Source organism: Allomuricauda sp. M10, assembly GCF_020782875.1.
In the GTDB taxonomy this organism is placed as follows: domain Bacteria; phylum Bacteroidota; class Bacteroidia; order Flavobacteriales; family Flavobacteriaceae; genus Flagellimonas.
Genome location: NZ_JAJGBN010000002.1, coordinates 651,590 through 673,377, shown reverse-complemented (window position 1 = coordinate 673,377; position 21,788 = coordinate 651,590). Strand labels below are relative to the sequence as shown.

The window sequence follows — 21,788 nt, the reverse complement described above, 5'->3', positions numbered from 1 at the left end:
AATTCGGAACATATTTGTTATTGGAATACTATATGGAATCGTAACGCCTGAGAACCGTTGCGAAGAACAAACACATTAAGGGGCACAAACTAACAGGGCATTATTGCCCATAACCTCTTAAAAACTAACGGTGATGAAAAAAAGAAGTTCAACCTATGGTATTCCGTTTTTGGCCTTGGCCTTTTTGCTCCTATTGGGAACTGGTGCAAAGGCCCAAGTGCTGAACAAACCTACTGCTGCGGATAACCCAAACCTAGCGGGTAACTCAGCTTGGACGGCCGCATGTGCCTCCGCCAGCTTCAATGAGTATTTTGTGAACTTTACCTGGAACCCACCATTGGTGGCTTCCAACAACGAATTTATCCTAGAGCTTTCTGATGCCAACGGCTACTTCAGCAACCCTGTTGAGTTGGCACGGGTAAGCGATAAGAACACTACTTTCGACTTTGAGTTCCAATTTGCCCTACCAACAGAAATTAGGGGCGAAAATTTCAAGTTTAGGGTAAGAAGTACGTATCCCGCCAAGACAAGTCCGGCTTCCGATGCGTTCTCCATGTACTATATTGACTACAATTCCCCGTTGTTGATCAGCGAAAATGGAAGTGGTTCAATTCCGGCTGGAGGACAGATTTCACTTTGTGGTGGTGGTTCAGTAACCCTTAAACCACACAACATTCCTAATGCTAGTTCCTATTTGTACAACTGGTACCGTAGCGGCACCCTATTGGCCGAAAAGTCGGAAAGCATCACCGTTTCCGATCCCGGCATGTACTATGTGGAACTGGATTACGGTTCTGTTTGTTCAGGTTCTGCCAATACGTTGTCCAATACCATAGAAATTACAACCGGAACAAGTGCGGGAATTGCCATTACAGGCAGTAGCGCCATTCAGATTTGTCCTGGAGATTCCCAAATGTTGCAAGCCAACATTACAGGAATGGGCTATAAATATACTTGGTACAAAGATAATGTTGTGGTTAGCGGACCAACCGTTGAAGGAAGTTCCTATACCGTAAATGCCAACACCGCTGGGTTTGAAGGCTCTTATGCCGTAGAAATTAGTGGTACTGGAGTTTGTATTGAAAAATCAGCTGCGGTAACTGTAACCAGTGCCGGCGATTTTGAAGTGACCCTTCAAAATGCCGAGAACATTGTGTTGTTACCTTCACAATCCAAAACATTATCCGTTTCTTCCACCGCATCATCACCTACCTATCAGTGGTATAAGGATGGTGTCGCGATTTCTGGAGCAACCAACAGCTCGGTTGTAGTAAACGCCATCGGAGAATATTATGCAGAAGTGACCGAAAACGGCGGACCTTGTTCCTCCGCTCCAAAATCATCTGCCATTACAACCATTGTATCCCCGGATTCCTTTGAGTTTGTAGTGGATTTTGTGGGAACTTATACTTCTTGTGAAAATACGGATGCTACCCTAAGCCTTACCACTATCAATGCGGTAAGTGACAACGGTGCCAAAACGAATGTTACCGCGGATCTACAAGCTTCATTTACCTATCAATGGAAATGGAACGGAGCCAATATCAGCGGCGAAACTGCCAAGACTATCACCGTTTCCGATCAGACCAAAAATGGAACCTACCAATTAACTGGAACCATTGATGCCTTCAATGCGGTTTCTAACAATCTAGACCTAAAATTGGCGTCGAACCAAAGCCTTGTCATCACTTCAAACGGAACGGTTTACTGTGATGGAGGAGATGCCATTGTATTGGAAAGCTCCATTGATCTAAGCAGCGAAACCTTTACCTGGAAAAAGGATGGCGCCGTTGTAGACAGTTCATCAACGAGTTTAACAGTTGGTCAACCTGGCGTTTATCAATTGGTTATCACCAGCAATGATTGTCCTATAATATCCAATCAAGTGACCATCACTCCGTTTGATGCTTCCTTGTTGGTTTTGGATAAATCCAGTGACCTTGTCATCATTGAAGGGGAAACGGGAACTATCACCGCAAGTGGTGCCGATTCCTATGAATGGTATGATGCTGGTAACAACCTGATATCAACAGATAATTATTATGGTTTCCAAACCGAAGGTCAGTACTTATTAGTGGCCAGCTTTGGAACCTGTACCGTAAGCAAAGTAATAACCGTTTCCTATAGAGATATGTTCGCCATCCCTAACGTAATCACCGCTAATGGTGATGGTATCAACGATCTATGGGTATTGCCCAACACCTATTCAAGAGACCCGAACGTTCTCGTTACCATTTTCAACGAAAGGGGAGAACAGGTATTTAGCCAAGCAGGCTATGAGAACAACTGGCCACAGTCCACCACAACGTTCAACAAACAGAGTATGATCTTTTACTATAAGATCACACGTGGTGGAAAAAGCCTGAAACAAGGAACCATCACTGTTATCAAATAAACAGCAATGCAAACCCAAAAACCTCTACTACTACTAACATTCATCTTGCTACTTGTCTTCTCCGGAGTTCGCGGACAGGAAGAGGATCCGTATGTACCCTATAACGTTCCATCTCAAAACTTGTTGAAATTCAACAGGTTCTTGATCAACCCAACGTTTTCTACGGTGCGTGAGGACAAATCCTATATCAATTTGTTCCACAGGAACCAATCGGTATCTTTTGATGATAACAACCAAGTGTACTTCTTGAGCTACAGTGGTAGGGTTAGTGATAGAAGCGGTGTAGGGGTAAGCCTTTTTACCAATAGGGAGGGGGTTTTCAACAATTTTGGTGTGCATGCCAACTATGCTTATGGGGTACGTTTGAGCCCTAAGAGCACCTTCACCTTTGGTGCCAACGTGAGTTACTACCAAAGTGCACTTAACCAAGACCGTATCAATTCTGTTGATGTGGATCCTTACCTAAGTACGCTTGAAGGAAGTTCATTGGTAACATTCCAGCCTGGTTTCAACTTTTCTTTCGGGAACTTTGATATTGGTGGATTTGCTGAAAACCTATTTGATTACAACCTGAAAAATAGCGAATCGGTAACTGAATTCGCCGATAAAACCTACTCAGGTCACCTACAATATACCCATCAGTTTAAAAATGGTGCGGGTATTATGGAACGCGCCCGGTTGATGCCTTTGGCAAGGGTGAGAAAAGTGGGGGACCAAAACCTGGTACTTGGCGGAAACCTTATTCTTGACCTTCCAAAATTGGGTTGGGTTCAAGGAGGTTATGACGATTACTATGGAGCCTCTGCCGGGCTTGGTTTTAACCTGACCAAGAACATTTCATTGGGTTATACGGTTGAAAAAGGATTGAGCAACGAATTTGAAAACTTTGGGGTAACCCATGAAATTTCACTCGCATACTCATTTACCCCCAACTTGACCGAAGATCGTGTGATGTTTGAAGATGAAAACGAGGATTTGGTTTCCAATGAAGAAAGTGTTCCCCAAGACAGTCTAAATATTACTGATAAGGATCTTGAAATTGCACAACTAAAGGACAAACTGGCCGAAAACGATGCCATTTTGGATGAATTGTTGATGCGTCAAGATTCCATCGAAAGCAATAGAAAACAGGATCTTGAAAGGCGTTTCGAAACCGTCATGAAGATGGTACAGCGTGAGACCCGCGGCCAAAACCCAGAGCTTGAGGAGAAAGCCAAAGAGGTCTATTTTGCCAATATGGATACTGCTGATGTAGTCTCCAGAAAAACCCAACCATTGGCCAACCATGGTTTGAGCAACAGCACCTCAACCAAAAAAGTCATCAAGATCAATGAGAATAAAAATGATGCCCGTTTGGCGCAAACTCCTGTAAACAAGGATAATACATTCAGGACCACCGCGCCCAAAACCAACAACGCCTACTTTAAGGCACACAGTGTTCCCAATGTAGAAAGCGGCCATTATTTGATCGCCAATGTGTTCAAGGATCCCAAAAATGTAGATCAGTTTGTAGAAGAACTACGGGCCCAAGGTTTAGATGCGGATTACTTCCAAAATCCAAAGAACGGGCTTAACTACGTGTATATTGGTGATTTTGGGAACAAAAAAGAGGCATTGAACGCCTACCACACCAAAATGGACGGTAAGTACCAAGGTGATGCCTGGATCATGAACGTAAATGGCGGAACCGATGCAACCATCGGTGGATTGAATACCGCAGTTGCCAACAATGCCGGCTCAAAATATGATAATTCCGTATTGTCCAAAAATGTGGCCAATGCCGTATTGGGCCATGGAAAAATGAATATGTCCGTGAAGACGGCCTCCATTGATGGGCTTCCTTCCGGCTTTTACATTATCGCCAGTGTTTTTGAAAGCTCATCCAATGCCAGATACTTTGTAAAAGAACTGAATGCCAGAGGATTAAATGCAAGCTATTTTGTTAATCCTAATGACGGTCTACGATATGTATACCTCAAGAAACATGAAACTTGGGGCAACGCCCTAACCTCTTACTACTCCAAACTAAACGCCTCGTATGATGACGACATGTGGATCATGCGAGTTAAACCAAACACAACCGCATAGCAACCAAACCTATGAAACAATCTCTACTCAGATGGGGCATTGCCGCCTGTATTCTCTTGTTTTATGTTACGGGTGAGGCTCAGGTAAAGAACAACTTTGAAGTCCGTTATGAAAACAGACTTAAGGGTGATCTTACCTTTATTGCCAACAATATAGTGAACCGGGATACGAATAGTAGTGATCCCGAAGACCCATACAACTCTACAGGGAGCAACTCGTCCTACAATGATAACCTCAACATGCAATATATTGATGTTGATAGTGACCCCACTACTTTTAGTTCGAGTAGCGCCACATTAACGGTTCCCGATTCAGATTGTTCATTGATCCGATATGCCGGACTGTATTGGTCAGCCGTTTATAAAGAAACTAACCGAAGTGATTTCAACCAAGTAAAATTCCAAGTTCCGGGCGGTTCTTATGTAAACCTTACTGCGGATGAAATCCTGTTTGATGGATACAACGATTCCGATTTTGGCAGTTACAGCCCCTATGCCTGTTATAAGGATGTAACTTCTTTATTAACAGCACTTCCTAATCCTGATGGAGAATATTTTGTGGCCAACGTACGTGCCAGTTCCGGCAGCAGCATTACCGGAGGTATCTCTGGGGGTTGGTCCTTGGTGGTAGTATATGAAAACCCCACATTTCCAGGTAAATATATCACTACTTTTGACGGGTATGCCGGTATCAAATCCGGACAGACTGTAGATATCCCCTTTAGCGGGTTCACAACATTGCCAGCCCCATTTCCGGTAAACGCCAAATTGGGTGTTGCCGCCTTGGAAGGGGACAACCGTATTACTGGTGACCAATTAGCCATTAGGGCCAACAGCAATGGTTCCTTTACTACATTGTCCAACACGGTCAATCCATCCAACAACTTTTTTAACAGTAACATTACCAACGAAGGTTCCATCGTAACCACCCGTAACCCAAACAGTACCAACACTTTGGGATGGGACGTGGACCTGTTTACCATTCCCAACCCCAACCAAACGGTAATCCCGAACGACGAGACGGGAGCAACACTACGGGCATCTTCAACCCAAGATAAATATGATATTTTCTTCACCTCTTTGGATGTGGAGATTATTGAACCTTTGATGAACTTGGCCAAAACCGTAGAGGACATTGGGGGTAACGACATTACCGGACAAGGGGTTCATTTGGGCCAATATTTGGACTATGTGCTTCGATTCCAGAACGTGGGTAATGATGACGCCATCAATTATACCATCAGGGACGTACTGCCCATCAACGTAACTTTGGATGAGTCCAGTATTACCATGCCTGCCGGTGTCACCTATACTTATGATCCATCTACCCGGACCATTGTATTTACCATTCCGAACAGCATTGTTGAGGAGGGTGATCCTGCCGCTACCATTCGTATGCGTGTGCAAGTGGCAGAAAACTGTTTCGACTTTATTGATGCCTGTACGGATATCATCCAAAACTTGGCGTATTCCACCTATCAAGGAGCTATCAATACTGCCCAGATTACGGACGACCCCAGTGTTTCCGACTTTGATGGTTGTGGATTTGGTACGCCAGGCGCCACCAACTTTTTGTTGGATGACCTAAGTGCCTGTAACTTCAGCAGAACAGTGCAACTTTGTGGTGACAATGTATTGTTGGATGCCGGAGACAATTTTGATAATTACATTTGGTACAGGGACGAAAACGGAAACGGCCAAATTGATGTTGGCACAGATACCGTGATTACCGATGCCGATTCTGACAATGACCCAAGTACCATGTTGGTTACCGAAGTCGGAACCTATATCGTTGACAAACAGGTTGCCGACCCATGTAAAGATTTTGAGGAGACCATTGTGGTTACCCTGTTCGGTTCGGTACAATCCAACCCCATTACGGCATTGATCAATGACACCTCCAACACTATTGATGGGGATGTGATCGTGTGTCCAAATGACGGTAGCGAAACCCCAGAAATCTTCCTTTGTGGTTTGAACGATACCGAGTTGCTTCAAATCAACATTCCAGATGCCACCAGCATCGTTTGGCAACAATTGGACGAAGCCAGCTGTGCTGCGGTTACCGATGGTTGCTCCAACACCAATGCAAGCTGTACCTGGAACACCGTTGATACCGGAAACGACTTTTTGGCCTCCAATTCAGGACAATACCGCTTGGTGATCAACTATCAAAATGGATGTTTCACGAGGTTCTATTTCAATATTTACAAAAACCCGCTAGACCCACAATACAACTCTAGCGATATTATCTGTAACACTCCCGGTAACATTACGGTCACCAACATGCCGTTGACCTACGAGTTCCAGTTGCGCAATCAAACCACAGGTGCCATATTGTTTCCTTATCAAACCAGCCCAAGTTTTGACATTGCCAACAATGGTGCTTACATGGTGGAAATGAGACAACAGGGGGTTACTGATGGTTGTGTGTTCGTTTTGGACAACATCGGAATCTTGGAAAGGGATTTTCAAGTTGATGTAACCTCCAAAGACACCGATTGTAACGGTTTGGGCGAGATATCCATTTCGGTGCTCAATGTAGAGCCTCAATACTATTATGAAGTCTCTTTGGGCGGAACAGTGGTGGACACCTACGGACCATCAACCGATAACAACTACACCTTTGAAAACCTTGCTGATGGCGTATATGATATTTCAGTATCCACCGATGACGGTTGTGCCTATACCCAACAAATCACCATCAATGATCTAACCGATCTTGAACTTACTGCAAGGGTGTCCCAGCACATCACATGTAAGGAAGGTAACATTTTGATGGAATCCACAGGAGGAAAAACACCTCACACTTATGCCATTTGGTCCTATGTGGATGACGGTGGAAACACCATTATTTCGTATCCGAACGTTACTTCTGTTCCTGCTTCGGCGTTCCAGACCAGCCAAATTTTTGATATCTACGATCCAGGACAGTATACCTTCATCGTTGTTGATAGGAATAACTGCTATGATATATCAAACACCGTAACCATTGAGTTCAGGCCTGCTGCCGACTTCAATGCAACCTCCACAACCGATGTGTTGTGTTATGGTGATACAACCGGAACCATAACGTTCAACTTACTGAACAGCAATGGGTACCAACTTACCTATTACCTGTTTGATGCAACCGGCTTTGACGAAAACAACTATAACTATGCCAATGCTTTGGCGACCAACGCCTCCGGAAACTTCCCTGGTTTGGCAAGTGGCGATTATGTAGTGGTCATCAACCAACGTAAAGGAAGTGCTTCCTGCGACTATTTTGAATATCATACCATTTCTGCACCTTCTTTTTCTTTGGATGCCGATGCGGTATTGGTACAGGGCTATACCTGTTTGCAAGATGGCATTATTGAAGCGCAGAATGTTGTTGGCGGTACTGCCCCATATCAATATAGTATTGACGGGGTCACTTTTGGTGCCTCTCCAACGTTCTCCAACTTAACTGATGGAACATACAGCATCACCTTAAGGGATGCCAACGGATGTACTTTCGTGACCAATTCGATCACTATCGATCCTTTGGATCCACCAACGGATTTGAGTTTCTCGGCCACCAATCCAATCTGTCCAACATTTGTTTCCGATGTAACGGTAACACCTACTGGCGGAACACCTGGTTTGGTATATGAAATTATTTCACCTGCCGGAAGTGCTGTGAACAATGGAAACAATGCCACTTTTGCCGGTTTGTCACCAGATACCTATATGTTCCGTGTTACCGACGCAAACGGATGTTCTTATGACGAATCCTTCACGATTGATCCTGTTACCGAAATTTCTGTGGTGGGTCAATTGATAGGAAATATAACCTGTTTTGGGGCCAGTGATGGTGAATTGCTATACACTGTTGCAGGCTTTAACACCGATTACGATTATACCATAACTGGTCCTGCCAACTTCTCCGGAAGTGCACAAACCAACGGTACCATTTCATTGACTGGATTGGTCGAAGGTACTTATACCATTACGGTAACCGATAACTTTACAACCTGTACCGATACAGCGGATGTGACCATTGCGGCTCCACCAGCTGCCATTACGGCTCCTGTTACTGTAAATCAGCCTACCTGTGTTGCCAATGGTGATGCCTCCATTGTGGCTTCCGGAGGATGGGGAAGTTATACCTACGAAATTACAAATGCCCCTGCTGGTTACGTACTTACAGGTCCACAATCCAATGGATTATATGCCAATTTGAACATTGGTGGAACCTATACTTTTACCGTAACAGACGCCAATGGTTGTGTGTTCACGGATACTTTTGACATTATTCAAGCGGTGGCCCCGGTTTTGGCCATTGTTCCCAATGATATTTGTTTTGACGATGCTGTTGGATTGACCCTTACTGCAAACGTTACCTCAGGTGGTGATGGCAACTACGAATACAGCTTAAATGGAGGTCCTTATGGAACCAGCAATGTGTTCACTGGATTGGGTGCTGGCACCTATACCATCTCTGTAAGGGATGGCAACGACTGTTTCGATTCCGAGACCATTACCATTGATCCTGAATTGAGTGTTGTGGCTTCGGCTCCAAATATTACAGCTTGTACCACCGATACCGATGTGACCATCACAGCTGCAGGTGGAGATGGAAACTATGTGTATGCCGTTGTGGCCAATGGTGTTGCTCCAACCGCCGGGGATTTTTCAACTACAAACCCAGTATCCGTTACAGGTGCTGGAGATTACGATGTTTATGTAAGAGATAATGGTGGTGCTTCAGGATATTGTGAGGCAACTTATGATATTACGATTACACAAGATCCTCCATTGGTGATTTCTGTGGTGGACACTGGTATATTATGTAGTGGAGAATCTCAAGCCCAGATTACAATTACAGCTTCTGGAGGCGAAGCACCTTATACGTACAGCATTAACAATGGTGCAACGTATCAGACTTCCAACACGTTTGTAAATCAACCTGCTGGTAGTTACAACATTCGGGTTAGGGATGCCAACAATTGTGTGGTAAACCAGATCTATACCATAACCGAACCTTTGACGCTTTCTGCTTCCGCTGCGGTTACCGCTCTTGCTGAATGTTACCCAGGAATGGGTGCTGAGGTAAGGATTACCAATGCCATCGGAGGTACCGCTCCATATGAATATAGCTTTAATGGTGGTTCCACTTATGGTGCCAGTTCCATTGGATACCTGCTACCTGGCACACATACCCTTTACATTAGGGATGCCAACTTGTGTAGCTATCCTATGACGGTTACCATTGATCCGGAACCAACCCCTCCAACAGCAACTACATCTATTGATTATGAGTGTGATGGTGACGGTACAATTACGGTTACTCCTAGCAGCACTGACTTTGACTACACTTACGAAATTGATGGTAACCCTAACACGCCCAATACATCCAACATTTTTACAGATGTAGCCGTTGGCAGTCATACCATTACGGTAAACTATACCAGCAATATTGCGCCAACTCCCAGTGTGTTGTTGTTGGAAACTTTCGGAACCGGTCCAAATACCAGTATACCAGAAGTAGATCCGGCCTATTGCTACGAACCTCAAAATGGGGCCGTAAATTCATGTGGTTGGGGTATAGATACCCACATTCAAGATGGGGAATACTCTGTTACCCAGACCATTGTGAATCCTTATGGTACATGGTTAAGCCCAAATGACCATTCTGGCTTGGCCAATGGAAGGTTCTTGGCCATGAACGTAGGCGGTGCTGTAGGTCCTAATGGGATAATTTACGCTAAAAGAAATATTGAAGTAGTGCCCAACAGGGACATTACCATTTCCCTTTGGGCCTTCAACCTGTTGAGAAATGGAACAGGTGGTGCCGATCCTGATATCGACATTCAGTTGGTAGATGGTGGCGGAACCGTTATCGCCAGTACCACTACAGGAAATGTTCCTAAAAATAATGGTGCCAACGACTGGCAAAACTACACCGTAACCCTTAATCCGGGTGCCAACACCAATCTTGATATTGTTATCAGAACCAATTCTGCCGTAACTGGCGGAAACGATATCGCTATAGATGATATTGAAGCGTTCCAGACCCCTGAAGTTTGTACAGAGTCCTTGACTTTGAACGTTACCGTGGAAGACGGACATGCTTTTGATGCTGCCATTACCAACTTCACCAATCTTACTTGTAACGGCGCGGCTGATGGTTCCATCACTTTTGAAGCTGAAAATTTTGACCCTGCTATCGGTTTTACCTATCAAGTGGATGGTGGTGCCGTTTCTGCGGCCCAATTTGCCAGCCCGATAACCGTAAATGGATTAGCGGCAGGTAACCATAGTATCACCATTGTAGACCTTAGGGATCCTGCATGTTCCGTGGTGCTCAACCAAACATTGACAGAACCTGCGGTGTTGGACGTTACGGCTTCCATTACCACGCAATTAACCTGTACCAACGGAGGGGCCGTCATTACGGCAGCTGCCACGGGAGGAACCCCAACCTATCAGTACCAATTGGAAGATGGTGTTGGCGGTATATTGGTGGCTTTCCAATCTTCAACCGTTTTCAACGGCCTTACTGCCGGAGATTATGTGGTTAGGGCAAGAGATACCAATTTGTGTGAGGATGTTACCACGGTCATGACCGTTGTGGCCCCAACCCCAATTGTATTTACCACTACGCCAACCGCTTGTTATAGCGGAAACAATGATGGAAGTATTCAAGTGGATGTGACCAGTGGTAACGGAAACTATCAATTTAGCCTGAACGGAGGTCCTTGGATGACCCCAACACCTTCAACCGGTACTAGCTTTACCTATGGAAACTTGACCGCCGGAACCTACACTATCGACGTTCGTGATCAATACGGATGTCTTGGTGTACAACAGAACGTGACCATTGTGGATGCCTTGGTTGCCCAAGTGCAAGTAGTGGATATTTCTACATGTGCCGATGGTAGTATTTCAGTAACCGCTTCTGGAGGTTCGCCTACTTTGCAATATGCTTTCGTATTGACGGGAGGAGACCCAACAGGTCTGTTCACAACATCTAATGTATATTCTGTAACTACCGGAAATGATGGTACTTATGATGTGTACGTAAGGGATAATTCTGCTACTGCTCCATATTGTGAATATATGGAAACGGTGACCGTTAATCCTGGAGTACCTCTGACCATGACCGTTACCCCAACTGACCCACAATGTCATGATGGAACGGGTTCTATTTTGGTAAACATCACTTCGGGCTTGGCCCCTTACACCATCCAAATCATCGATTTGGACAATGGAGGTGCTTCCAACCAAACCAATACCAATGTACTGGCCTCAACCAGAACATATTACAACTTAATGCCGGGTAACTATACCATTAATGTAACCGATGCCGCAGGTTGTACCATAACAGATACCCAAACCATCAATAATCCTGATGAATTGACCGGAGTTGTAGCGGGAATCACCCCTGCAACCTGTACCGGTGATCCAAACGATTTTGGTTTTGGCTTCTCCGGATACCCAACAACTTTGGGCACCATTGAATTCAGTGCCGATGGTGGTACCACTTGGATTGGGGATAACTCCAACCCCGGTGTATCTGATCAATTTACAGGTTACAATTCAGGCGATACCGTTTATCCTTCCATGAGAACCGTGGACGGACTGGGGAACACCCTTTGTCAGACGGATTTACCTCCATTTATTATTCCATATCCTTTGGATGATTTGGATATCACCATTTCTGCCTTGGTTGTAAATTGTAATGAGTTACAAGTAACCGTTCAAGGTTCTGAAGGTTCACCTGGATATGATTATGCCTATTCTGATGATCCGGCAAATTTTAATCCCGCAACCGCCACCTGGAATGCCGGTGGAAGTGTTGACAATTTGGGCAACCCCGTAACCGCAGGACATGGTATGTACCAATGGACAGGTTTAGTTCCAGGTAGAACTTATGTTTTCTATGTAAGGGATAGTGGAGGATGTGTTAGACAAAGTAATGTGAACGTTAATGATTTGATTACCGTTCCATTGGAAATCACCTCAACGATTACCCCAAGTTGTTTTGGTTTGAGCAACGGAAGCATTACCTATACTGTAACTGATAACCAAGCCCCATTTGAAACACAATTCAGATGGAACTTCTACGACATGAGTTCTGGTTCCCCTGTTTTGGTGAGTAGTAGCGGCATTGTTCCCTACTCTTCCCCACAAGATATTACATTGACAGGATTACCCGCCGGGAACTATTATATTGAAGTAATTGAGGTTGATGGAAGCAACGTTGACAGTTGTGTGGGTGCTACGGAAAATGAACTGTTAATAGAATTGGATCCTTTAACGGGAACTCCAGTCGTGCTTCAGAACATCACTTGTGATGCTCCTGGATTGATACAGATCCAAAACCCACTTGGCGGCGGAGGCATTTATACCTACACCGTAACCGGTCCTGTCGGATTTACGACCATTACCTCAACTTCCGATAACCCAATCGAGATTCCTGCCAATTCACCTGCAGGAAACTACGATATCACCATGGAAGACCAATTTGGTTGTGGAGTGAATTTGGGAACTGTGCCACTGACCTTAACGCCAAACCCAACCATTGACAGTGTTGTAATTGACAACTGTTCGACCCCAATTTCGGTAACCATTAATGCTACAAGTGCTGCCGCACAAATCTTCTATTCTTTGGATGGAGGAGCAACTTATGTTGACAATGGTGGCGTATTCAACAATGTAGCTCCAGGAACTTATAATGTTGCCATCCTTGATAGCAATGGATGTATGGATACTGACACGATTACGGTCCATGCTCCTTTGGAATTTACCGCCATTCAAACCGTTGCTTTGGATTGTGAGCCAGGCTCCGCCGCCAACGCAGAAATTGAAATAACCGTTATTGCTGGTTCTGGTAACTACGAATACATGATAGATGGTCCGGGAACCAACGACCAGGTAAGAAGTGTACTTCCATCCAATCCATTCACGTGGACGGGTGCCGCAGCGGCTGGTAGTTATAACGTTATTGTTTTTGATATGGGCACTGCTCCGCCAAACTGTTCCAAGACCATCACAATTGATGTGCCAGATGCGCCGCTGCCTTCCTTTACAGAAACCCATATGGATGTGAGCTGTTTTGGTGGAAGTGATGGTAGCATTACCCTTACTGAAATTGACAACGGAATCAATCCATTGACCTATACGCTTAGCCCAATGCCAGCTGGCGCCGTGTTGAACGGTACTACTTTTGAAAACCTTCCAGCTGGTACTTACAGCGTTCGTGGTGTAGGATCTAACAGCTGTTTTGTGGATATTTTCGATATCATCATCAACGAGCCTGCTGCCATTGTGGTTCCTGCTCCAACAGTTGTTGAATTCGGATGTACCGCGGGTAACAACACCAATAATGCCACTATTACCATAGATACTGCTTCCATCACCGGAGGTAGTGGAACCTATGTGATCTATGAATTTATCAATGATGCCGGTTCTGTAGTGGTGCAATCTGGCAGTAACCCTGTATATACGGAAACCAACATCAACGGGGGTAGCTATACCATCAATGTATATGATGAAAATGGCTGTTTGGGAACTACCACGGCCGTAATAGCTCCGTTTGATAGTTTGGACTCTGCAAACATTGCTGTGGATGCCGTTGCCACTTGTGTAACGGGTGAAGATATCACCATCACCGCAATTGGCTCTATCACCAACTCAACCACGGATCCTGCCAACTATGAATTTAGGGAATTGCCTTCTGGTACTTTCCAAGCATCTGGCAGCTTTACTGGTCTTTCTGTTGGCGTGCATTACTTTGAGGTGAGAAACACCGTAACGGGTTGTATCCTTACTGTTTCCCACGAAGTGGCTGACCCAGAAGTATTAGATCTAATCGTTGTAGGTACTACCAATATCACTTGTTTTGGGGATACCGATGGAACAGTAGAGTTGAATTTGGTTGACGGTTCTAGCGTAACCTACGCAAGTGCAACCAGCTATACGCTTTATTACGATATCAACAATACGCCGACCAACTTGGCCGATGACGTGATGACCACCGGATCTGATGCCGATGGAAGCTTTACCATCACTGGTCTTGCGGCTGGTACGTATTATATTGAAGTGACCGATACCAACCCTCCAGGTTCTGCCTGTGTGTACAGTGAATCGTTCAACATTGCTGGACCTGCCGCTGCCATTACAGGAGCAACCGTGGTAACCGACATTACCTGTTTGGGTAACGATGGCGAAATCCAGGTGACCAATGTGTCCGGTGGATGGGGTGGATATTCCTATTATGTGGGAACCACCAGTCCAACTGGTCCTGGTGATTACGTTGCCAGCCCAAGCTTCACTGGATTGGTTGTAGGAACTTATGAAGTATGGGTCATTGACTCAAGTGGATGTTCCCAAATGGTTGATACCGTTACTTTGGTAGATCCAACGCCTATTACGGCCACATTACAGATCAACCAAGAAAACTGTACCAACCTTCAAGGTGAGATTGAAGTGGTAGGTACCGCAGGTGGTCAAGGTAGCAACTATACCTACCAGTTGATCCGCAATGGTTCCAACGTTGGATCTCCACAGACCAACCCGATATTCTCAAACTTGGGCGCTGGTTCTTATGAGGTATTGATCGCTGATCAGTGGTCTTGTACTACTACTGTTGGACCAGTAGTGTTGACCAATGCCATGACGGCAACCTCAACTGTTGTAAAACCGATTGATTGTACTGTTGATCCAGGAGGTCAGATTACCATCAATGTTAGTGGAGGTTCTTCTAACTTGACATTTGATGTGGTTTATCCTGATGGATTTACTACTGCCAGCAATGCAACGGGTGTATTCACAGGACTTATTCAGCCTGGAGTTTATACCTTCACCGTAACGGATAATGATACGGCTACACCATGTACTTATGTAGTTACCCAAGAATTGGATGACAAGGTAGACCCAGTTATCAACAATGTAACCATTGACGATGTAAACTGTTTTGGCGGTTCAGATGGAAGTTTGACTGTGGTAATGGATCCTTCAACCGTGGTTGATCCATTGTATACCTATGAGCTTTACCAAATGTCAAACCTTGGAACACCGTACCGATTTGCACAGTCTAGCTTGGTATTCGATAATCTTCCTGCGGATAACTACCGTGTAAGGGTGATTTCTAGCAGGGCTTGTGAGGATACGTTCGATGTTACTGTTGGACAACCAGCCCTTTTGACCGCTACTGCCGTAGCCACGGATTTTGTGTGTAATCCAAACAATTCGGTGAACACTTCAACCGTAACCATTAGCCCGGTTGGTGGAACGGGACCATATTTCTACAGTAGGAATAATGTAACCTTCCAATCTGCTAACACCTTTGCTATTGTGGATACTGGGGTTGATCAAAACATCACTTTGTATGTAAGGGATAGTAACGGTTGTACCACCACAACTTCTGTGATGATACCAACTATCAACAAGTTCAGTGTTGCCGTTACCCAGACAACAGCTATTAGTTGTGCCAATTACGAGGAAATATTGTTGACCGTTACCGATAATGGTGATGTAACCAATACCTATACCTTTGAACTGTTGCCAATTGGAAACACCTATGGTGCATTGACAGGTACTCCAACGAGTACCACGGCTACATTCGAGATGTATGCTCCTGGAACATATACCTTCAGGGTGACGGATAATGCTACCGGTTGTTACATAACCACGGTAGCCTATACCATTCCTCCGTATGATACCATAGACGTTACTGCCACGGCTACTTCTCCTGCCATGTGTTTTGGAGATGCGGGTACTTTGGAAATCAATGTAACTGGCTATACCGGTGCTTATAACTATGAGGTGTTCATGGCCAACGGAACCACAACAGGTATCGTAGGAACGGGAAATACTTCAACCAACCCGTTGAGCATCACCGATCCTGCATTGGTAGGTGGAAACTACTTCGTACGTGTAACCGAAACCGGTTATCCGTTCTGTGCCGAGGATTCCAATACCATTACCATTATGTCCCCAAGCAGCCCATTGGCATTCGTTCCACAGGAAGTGGCCAATGTAACCTGTACCAATGACCAAGGGGAAATATTGGTGGCCCCAACGGGCGGTTATGCTCCTTATGACATCATACTGACCAACACTACCACTTCACAAGTGTATACAGTAAACAATGTGAACAGTTATGTGTTCACAGGACTTTCTGCCGGAGCTTATGAAGTTAGGGTTACCGATAACGGTGGATGTGAAATGGTGGACAATTCGCTTACTTTGACCGAACCACTACCGATCACTGCCGATATTGATGCAGCACCAATTGATTTGGCCTGCTACGGTGACGATAGTGCAGCTGTTTGGGCTTACAATGTTGCTGGAGGTGAAGGTTCTTATGTGTACCAGTTGAACATCTATGATGCAACCGGAACCAACATCGTCTTTACTACTGGCGAACAGGGTAATAACACCTTTACAGGATTGGCTGCTGGTATTTACAGCATCACCGTATCCGATGGATGGAACTGTAGTCTGGAAACTCCACAAGTGACCATCAATGAACCAACCGAAGTAATGGCTTCTTTGGTACAGGTAACTGAAATGACCTGTCTTAACGATGCCGAGATTCGATTGACCGCTTCCGGAGGAAATGGTTCATACGAATACAGTAGCGATAATATCAGCTTTACCCCAATGAGCGGTAACTCGGTTACCCTTACGGTAAGTGCTGGGGTTTATCAATTCTATGTACGTGACACAAACGGTTGTGAGGCTGAAATCTCCAACCAAGTCAGCATTGATCCTATTCCACCGCTTACTTTGAATATTGACGAAAGCGCCGCTTTCATAAATTGTATGGGAGAAGCTTCTGCTACCATTATTGCTTCTGCAACAGGTGGTTTAGGTAACTACAACTACGAATTGTTCGGTGATGCCGCCTTGACAAACTTGTTGGCTGGACCACAAACCAGTGGCACCTTCAACATGTTACCTGCCGGAAGCTATTATGTACGGGTGACCAGCGAGGATTGCGTTGACGTGTCTCCAGAAATCCTGATAGTTGATCCTGCACCATTGCAAGTAGATCGTGAAGAATTCACCGATGTTACCTGTTCAGGAATGAACGACGGTACCATTACCGTGGAAGTCTCTGGAGGAACCGGACAGATTTTCTATGCCATTTCTCCAAACTTGAATCAATTTGATTCAGAAAATACCTTTACCGATTTGGCGCCTGGAATTTATGATGTAATCGCCCAGGATGTGAATGGATGTTTCATCACCTTCCAGTTTGAGATTACCCAACCAGAACCTGTTCAGGCCGAGGCGGTGAACATCATGCACGAAGTGTGTTACAACAGTGCCGATGGTTCCTTTGAATTGCAGGTAACCGGAGGAACGGCTCCTTATGAAACCGCGTTGAACTCCAATGCAGATGCAGATTTTGTTCAAGACCAGTTCTTGTTCCAAAACTTGACTGCTGGTACCCATGTGGTCTTCATCAGGGATGCCCAAGGATGCGAAACCAATGTGTTCGTGGAAATTGAACCTGGCGTAAACTTGGCCGCCACCGTAACCCCAATGTACGAGTGTACCGGTAACATTCCAGATAATTATCTCAACATTGTGTTCCAAGATCCATCTGTTTCCGCTGATGTATTGTACGCTCTGGATTCTACCGATCCTGCGGATATGCAATTGACCGCTGATTATAGAAATATGACACCGGGCGACCATTATCTGACCATTGCACATGCCAATGGATGTATGATCACCTACGACTTTACCATTGAGGGTTACGAACCATTGACATTGGTATTGGAGAACAACGTCATCAACCAGATTTCTGCTGTTGCCAACGGTGGAGTGGAAGAATACACCTTCTATTTCAACGATCATAACAATGGTAGTGACAATATCTTCTATATCAACAGAACCGATACCTACACGGTAACCGTTATCGATCAGAACGGCTGTGAGGTTCAGGCTGAGATATTTATGGAATTTATTGATGTGGAGTTCCCAAGCTTCTTTACACCGGATGGTGATGGACTGAATGATTCTTGGCTACCAGAGCATTTAGAAGGCTTCCCAAATGCACTAATTAAGATTTACGATCGTTATGGTAGAGTAGTGGAAGAGATGACCCGAGATAGCCAAGGTTGGGATGGTGATTACGATGGAAAACCATTGCCAACAGGCGACTACTGGTATGTAGTTAAACTGAAAGGTGATCTTGACGATCGAGAGTTCGTAGGCCACTTTACCCTGTATCGACAATAACGCTTAACCTGCTGACCCCATGTTCAAAAAAGTATATTCAACCGTCCTCCTATTTATTTTGGCACTTAGTGCCAATGGACAAGAGTTGACCATACCTCAGCTTTCACAATATATTGCAGACAACCCCTTTATCATGTCCCCGACCTATGCAGGTATCGGGGACCATATAAAGGTGCGTTTGAACGGGCTTACCCAGTGGGTAGGCATCAAGGACGCACCGGATACCCAAACCTTGGCCGCGGACGCCAGGATCGGGAACCGTTCTGGTATAGGAATGTTGTTGTACAATGATAGTAACGGGGAAACCAAGCAAAGAGGTGCCAGGGTTTCTTTTGCCCACCACCTTACCTTGGATAGGTATGATGATATTTTTCTATCATTTGGTATCTCCTATAACTTTAACCAGTTTAGGATAGATGTGGAGAATTTTACCGAAAACAACGGTCAGCTTCCCACGGATGATAAGGCCACTACCAATCATAATTTTGATTTGGGGGTTTTGTACCGTTATGATAAGTTTTATTTCAGTTTGAACGCCTCCAACATCCTACCCAAAAATTTGGAGCGCTTCAATCCTACTTTTGAGCCCAATACCCTTAGAAACTATTATGCATATACGGGGTACAGCATCATGAAGAACAAGAATAGCAAGTTGGAGATAGAACCCTCCATTTTCTTCCAATGGTTTGAAAGTGATGGCCGTTCCGTTACCGACCTTAATGCCAAGTTTCGTTTTCATGATTTTGAGGACTACTACTATGTGGGCCTAACCTATCGTTTTTTGAACGATCAATGGGGAGAACCCTTATATATTGCACCTATTGCCGGGTTTAAAAAGAACAATTTCTATTTTGGGTATTCCTATCAGGTCATTACCAATGAAATCCTTGGATATAGTACCGGTACTCACGTAGTTACAGTTGGTATGGACCTCTTTCAAGGAATCAGCAACTGTAGGTGTATGTATTGATTTAGCCCCATTTAACCTACTTTTGCCCCTTTAAAGGCATTATCGTGGGAAAAATTAAGCTAAAAAACATCAGGATACATTCCAATCATGGATGTTTAAAAGAAGAAATGCTTATAGGTAGTGACTATAGGGTAGATCTTGAAATAGCCGCCAATCTGGAAAGACCCGCATTATCCGATAAGCTCCATGAAACTGTGGACTATGTTCACCTGAACAACATTGTAAAAGAAGAGATGATGGTACGTTCCAATCTCTTGGAACATGTTGCCAAACGCATCTGTGACCGTGTTCTGGAAGAACTTAATGAAGTTTCGGAAGTGGAGGTAGAGGTAGCAAAAATAAATCCGCCCATAGGCGGAGATGTGGAGAGTGTTTCGGTGAAACTCCGATTTACTCGATGAACCGCAACCTACAAAAAGGCTGCAATGTTAAACTTTTTTTAATTTTGTCTACAACGAAAACGGCATTGTGGTCGAATTGGATAGACAAAGTCCCGCAAGGATTTCAATGGTGGTTCGAGTCCACCCGATGCCTCAAAGATAATCTTTTTGCTAAAGTTATCGCACTACTTATTTAGATATTTTACCATCTAAAAATTCATAAAATATTTATAGCTTTGCCAACCGAAATGGCATCGTGGCCGAGTGGCTAGGCAGAGCTCTGCAAAAGCTTGTACAGCGGTTCGAATCCGCTCGATGCCTCAAAACCCAGTACTTAGTGCTGGGTTTTTTGTTATAACTTCTCTATTTTTTCTATCTCGTTCTTTATATCAAATTTATCCCTTGGAATGAATCCTTTGGTAATCAGAACAATACCACATATAATCAATATAATTCCAAGCCCTTTTTTAATAAGCACTATCCGTTCTTGGGTGAGATACCGTTTCAATTGTTTGGCTAAAATGATCTTTAAAAGATCGGTTCCGAAGTAAACCAAAATTACTGTTCCAAAGAAAACAACCATACGATCAGGTTCGTTGTCCAAACTAGGACCCACCACAATAATAAGCCCTAACCAAAAGGCCAATACACCTATATTGATAAAATTCAAAAGAAATCCCTTGGCAAAAAGACTAAGATAGGTGCCTTTGGTTGCCTTTACATTGGCTCGCTTCTTTGCTTTTTTTATGAAGAGAAAAATGCCATAGACCAACAAGATCATTCCCCCAAAGACAAAAAGCCCTGGTTCATTGCTTAAATTTTCCAATAGTTGAAAACTACTGAAATAGGCAATGATCAAAAAAACAATATCAGCAATGATCACTCCAAAATCCAAGCTAACTCCTGCCCTAAAACCCTTTGTGGCACTGGTTTCCAATAAAACAAAGAACACAGGGCCTATCATAAAGCTCAATAAAAATCCTAAAGGGATCGCTGCCTGGATATCTTCAATCATTCTTTACTTTACTCTTTTTACTTTTCCTCCGAACAAGGTATGTTCATCCATCTTTTTAGGATCACCATACACTAGAACCTCTCCGCCAGCCTTTACGGTTGCCTTTACATAATCAGTGGCATAAATTTCGGCATTACCTCCTGCATTTACACTAATAGTTGTGAATTTGGTTTTAAAGGTACGTCCGGTATAGGCACCTCCTGTATTGATGATCACATCTTGGTTATTGGAAAAACCTGAAGTCAAAACCTTTCCACCAGAAACCGCTTTAATCAACAATTGGTCCACCTGGCAATTGATTTCCAGTTCGCCTCCTTCTTGTGCTTTTAGTTCCAAAACATCCTGCACATAAGTGGCATCTGAACTGATCCGTGCATCCTCGTTCACATCGATTACTACCAAATCTTCGGTATGGTAAAGATCCACATAGGTGCGGTAACCACTAAAGATTTTATCTATTTCCATCCGGATTTTGAGTACCCCATCATTGTTAACAATGGCCACCTTATCCGTATTGGCACCGGTAATCACGGCTTTGTTTTCTTTTCCCTTGATGAGATTAATGGCAAGTCCATCAAAGCCTTTAACATCTGTAAACTTTTGTAGGCTCTTTGTAACGGTTTTTTCCTGTGCCATTACACCGGAAAGGGTAAGAAACATAATAACAAGCGTAATTTGTTTCATGTTATAAAAATTTGGTTCTCAAAAGGATAACAAA

Annotated in this window: 7 protein-coding genes and 2 tRNA genes; 7 read left to right on the top strand and 2 right to left on the bottom strand. The window is 44.2% G+C overall.

All coding sequences use genetic code 11. From position 1 onward, the window contains the following. The first annotated feature begins 133 nt into the window (after positions 1-133). The 7 genes from LKX84_RS08055 to LKX84_RS08025 all read left to right on the top strand — a co-directional run bounded on the left by LKX84_RS08055 (position 134) and on the right by LKX84_RS08025 (position 20,376). Complete coding sequence (locus LKX84_RS08055) at positions 134-2,395, top strand: gliding motility-associated C-terminal domain-containing protein (RefSeq protein WP_228236619.1); 2,262 nt, start codon at positions 134-136, stop codon at positions 2,393-2,395. Positions 2,396-2,401: 6 nt separating this feature from the next. Continuing rightward, on the top strand, positions 2,402-4,483 hold the full coding sequence (locus LKX84_RS08050; protein WP_228236618.1) for a PorP/SprF family type IX secretion system membrane protein: 2,082 nt from the start codon (positions 2,402-2,404) through the stop codon (positions 4,481-4,483). 11 nt (positions 4,484-4,494) lie between these two features. Further along, on the top strand, positions 4,495-18,705 hold the full coding sequence (locus LKX84_RS08045) for a T9SS type B sorting domain-containing protein (protein WP_228236617.1): 14,211 nt from the start codon (positions 4,495-4,497) through the stop codon (positions 18,703-18,705). A 19-nt stretch (positions 18,706-18,724) separates the two neighbouring features. Next, positions 18,725-19,675: a type IX secretion system membrane protein PorP/SprF gene (locus LKX84_RS08040; protein WP_228236616.1), complete on the top strand. Its 951-nt coding sequence runs from the start codon at positions 18,725-18,727 to the stop codon at positions 19,673-19,675. 44 nt (positions 19,676-19,719) lie between these two features. Further along, positions 19,720-20,076: a dihydroneopterin aldolase gene (folB, locus tag LKX84_RS08035; protein WP_228236615.1), complete on the top strand. Its 357-nt coding sequence runs from the start codon at positions 19,720-19,722 to the stop codon at positions 20,074-20,076. 61 nt (positions 20,077-20,137) lie between these two features. Further along, positions 20,138-20,209, top strand: a tRNA-Cys gene (locus tag LKX84_RS08030). A gap of 96 nt (positions 20,210-20,305) precedes the next feature. Continuing rightward, positions 20,306-20,376: transfer RNA gene (locus LKX84_RS08025), tRNA-Cys, on the top strand. A 31-nt stretch (positions 20,377-20,407) separates the two neighbouring features. Here LKX84_RS08025 and LKX84_RS08020 read toward each other — a convergent pair. Then, positions 20,408-21,070, bottom strand: coding sequence for a LysE family translocator (locus tag LKX84_RS08020; RefSeq protein WP_228236614.1), 663 nt, complete (start codon positions 21,068-21,070; stop codon positions 20,408-20,410). Between the two features lie 3 nt (positions 21,071-21,073). Continuing rightward, the gene (locus LKX84_RS08015; protein ID WP_228236613.1) at positions 21,074-21,754 is read right to left on the bottom strand and encodes a head GIN domain-containing protein; all 681 of its coding nucleotides are present in this window, start codon (positions 21,752-21,754) and stop codon (positions 21,074-21,076) included. Positions 21,755-21,788 lie beyond the last annotated feature (34 nt).

Bases quoted from the DNA above. Each gene is read 5' to 3' on its own strand.
- LKX84_RS08055 (WP_228236619.1), top strand. From the start codon at position 134: ATGAAAAAAAGAAGTTCAACCTATGGTATTCCGTTTTTGGCCTTGGCC.
- LKX84_RS08050 (WP_228236618.1), top strand. From the start codon at position 2,402: ATGCAAACCCAAAAACCTCTACTACTACTAACATTCATCTTGCTACTT.
- LKX84_RS08045 (WP_228236617.1), top strand. From the start codon at position 4,495: ATGAAACAATCTCTACTCAGATGGGGCATTGCCGCCTGTATTCTCTTG.
- LKX84_RS08040 (WP_228236616.1), top strand. From the start codon at position 18,725: ATGTTCAAAAAAGTATATTCAACCGTCCTCCTATTTATTTTGGCACTT.
- LKX84_RS08020 (WP_228236614.1), bottom strand. From the start codon at position 21,070: ATGATTGAAGATATCCAGGCAGCGATCCCTTTAGGATTTTTATTGAGC.
- LKX84_RS08015 (WP_228236613.1), bottom strand. From the start codon at position 21,754: ATGAAACAAATTACGCTTGTTATTATGTTTCTTACCCTTTCCGGTGTA.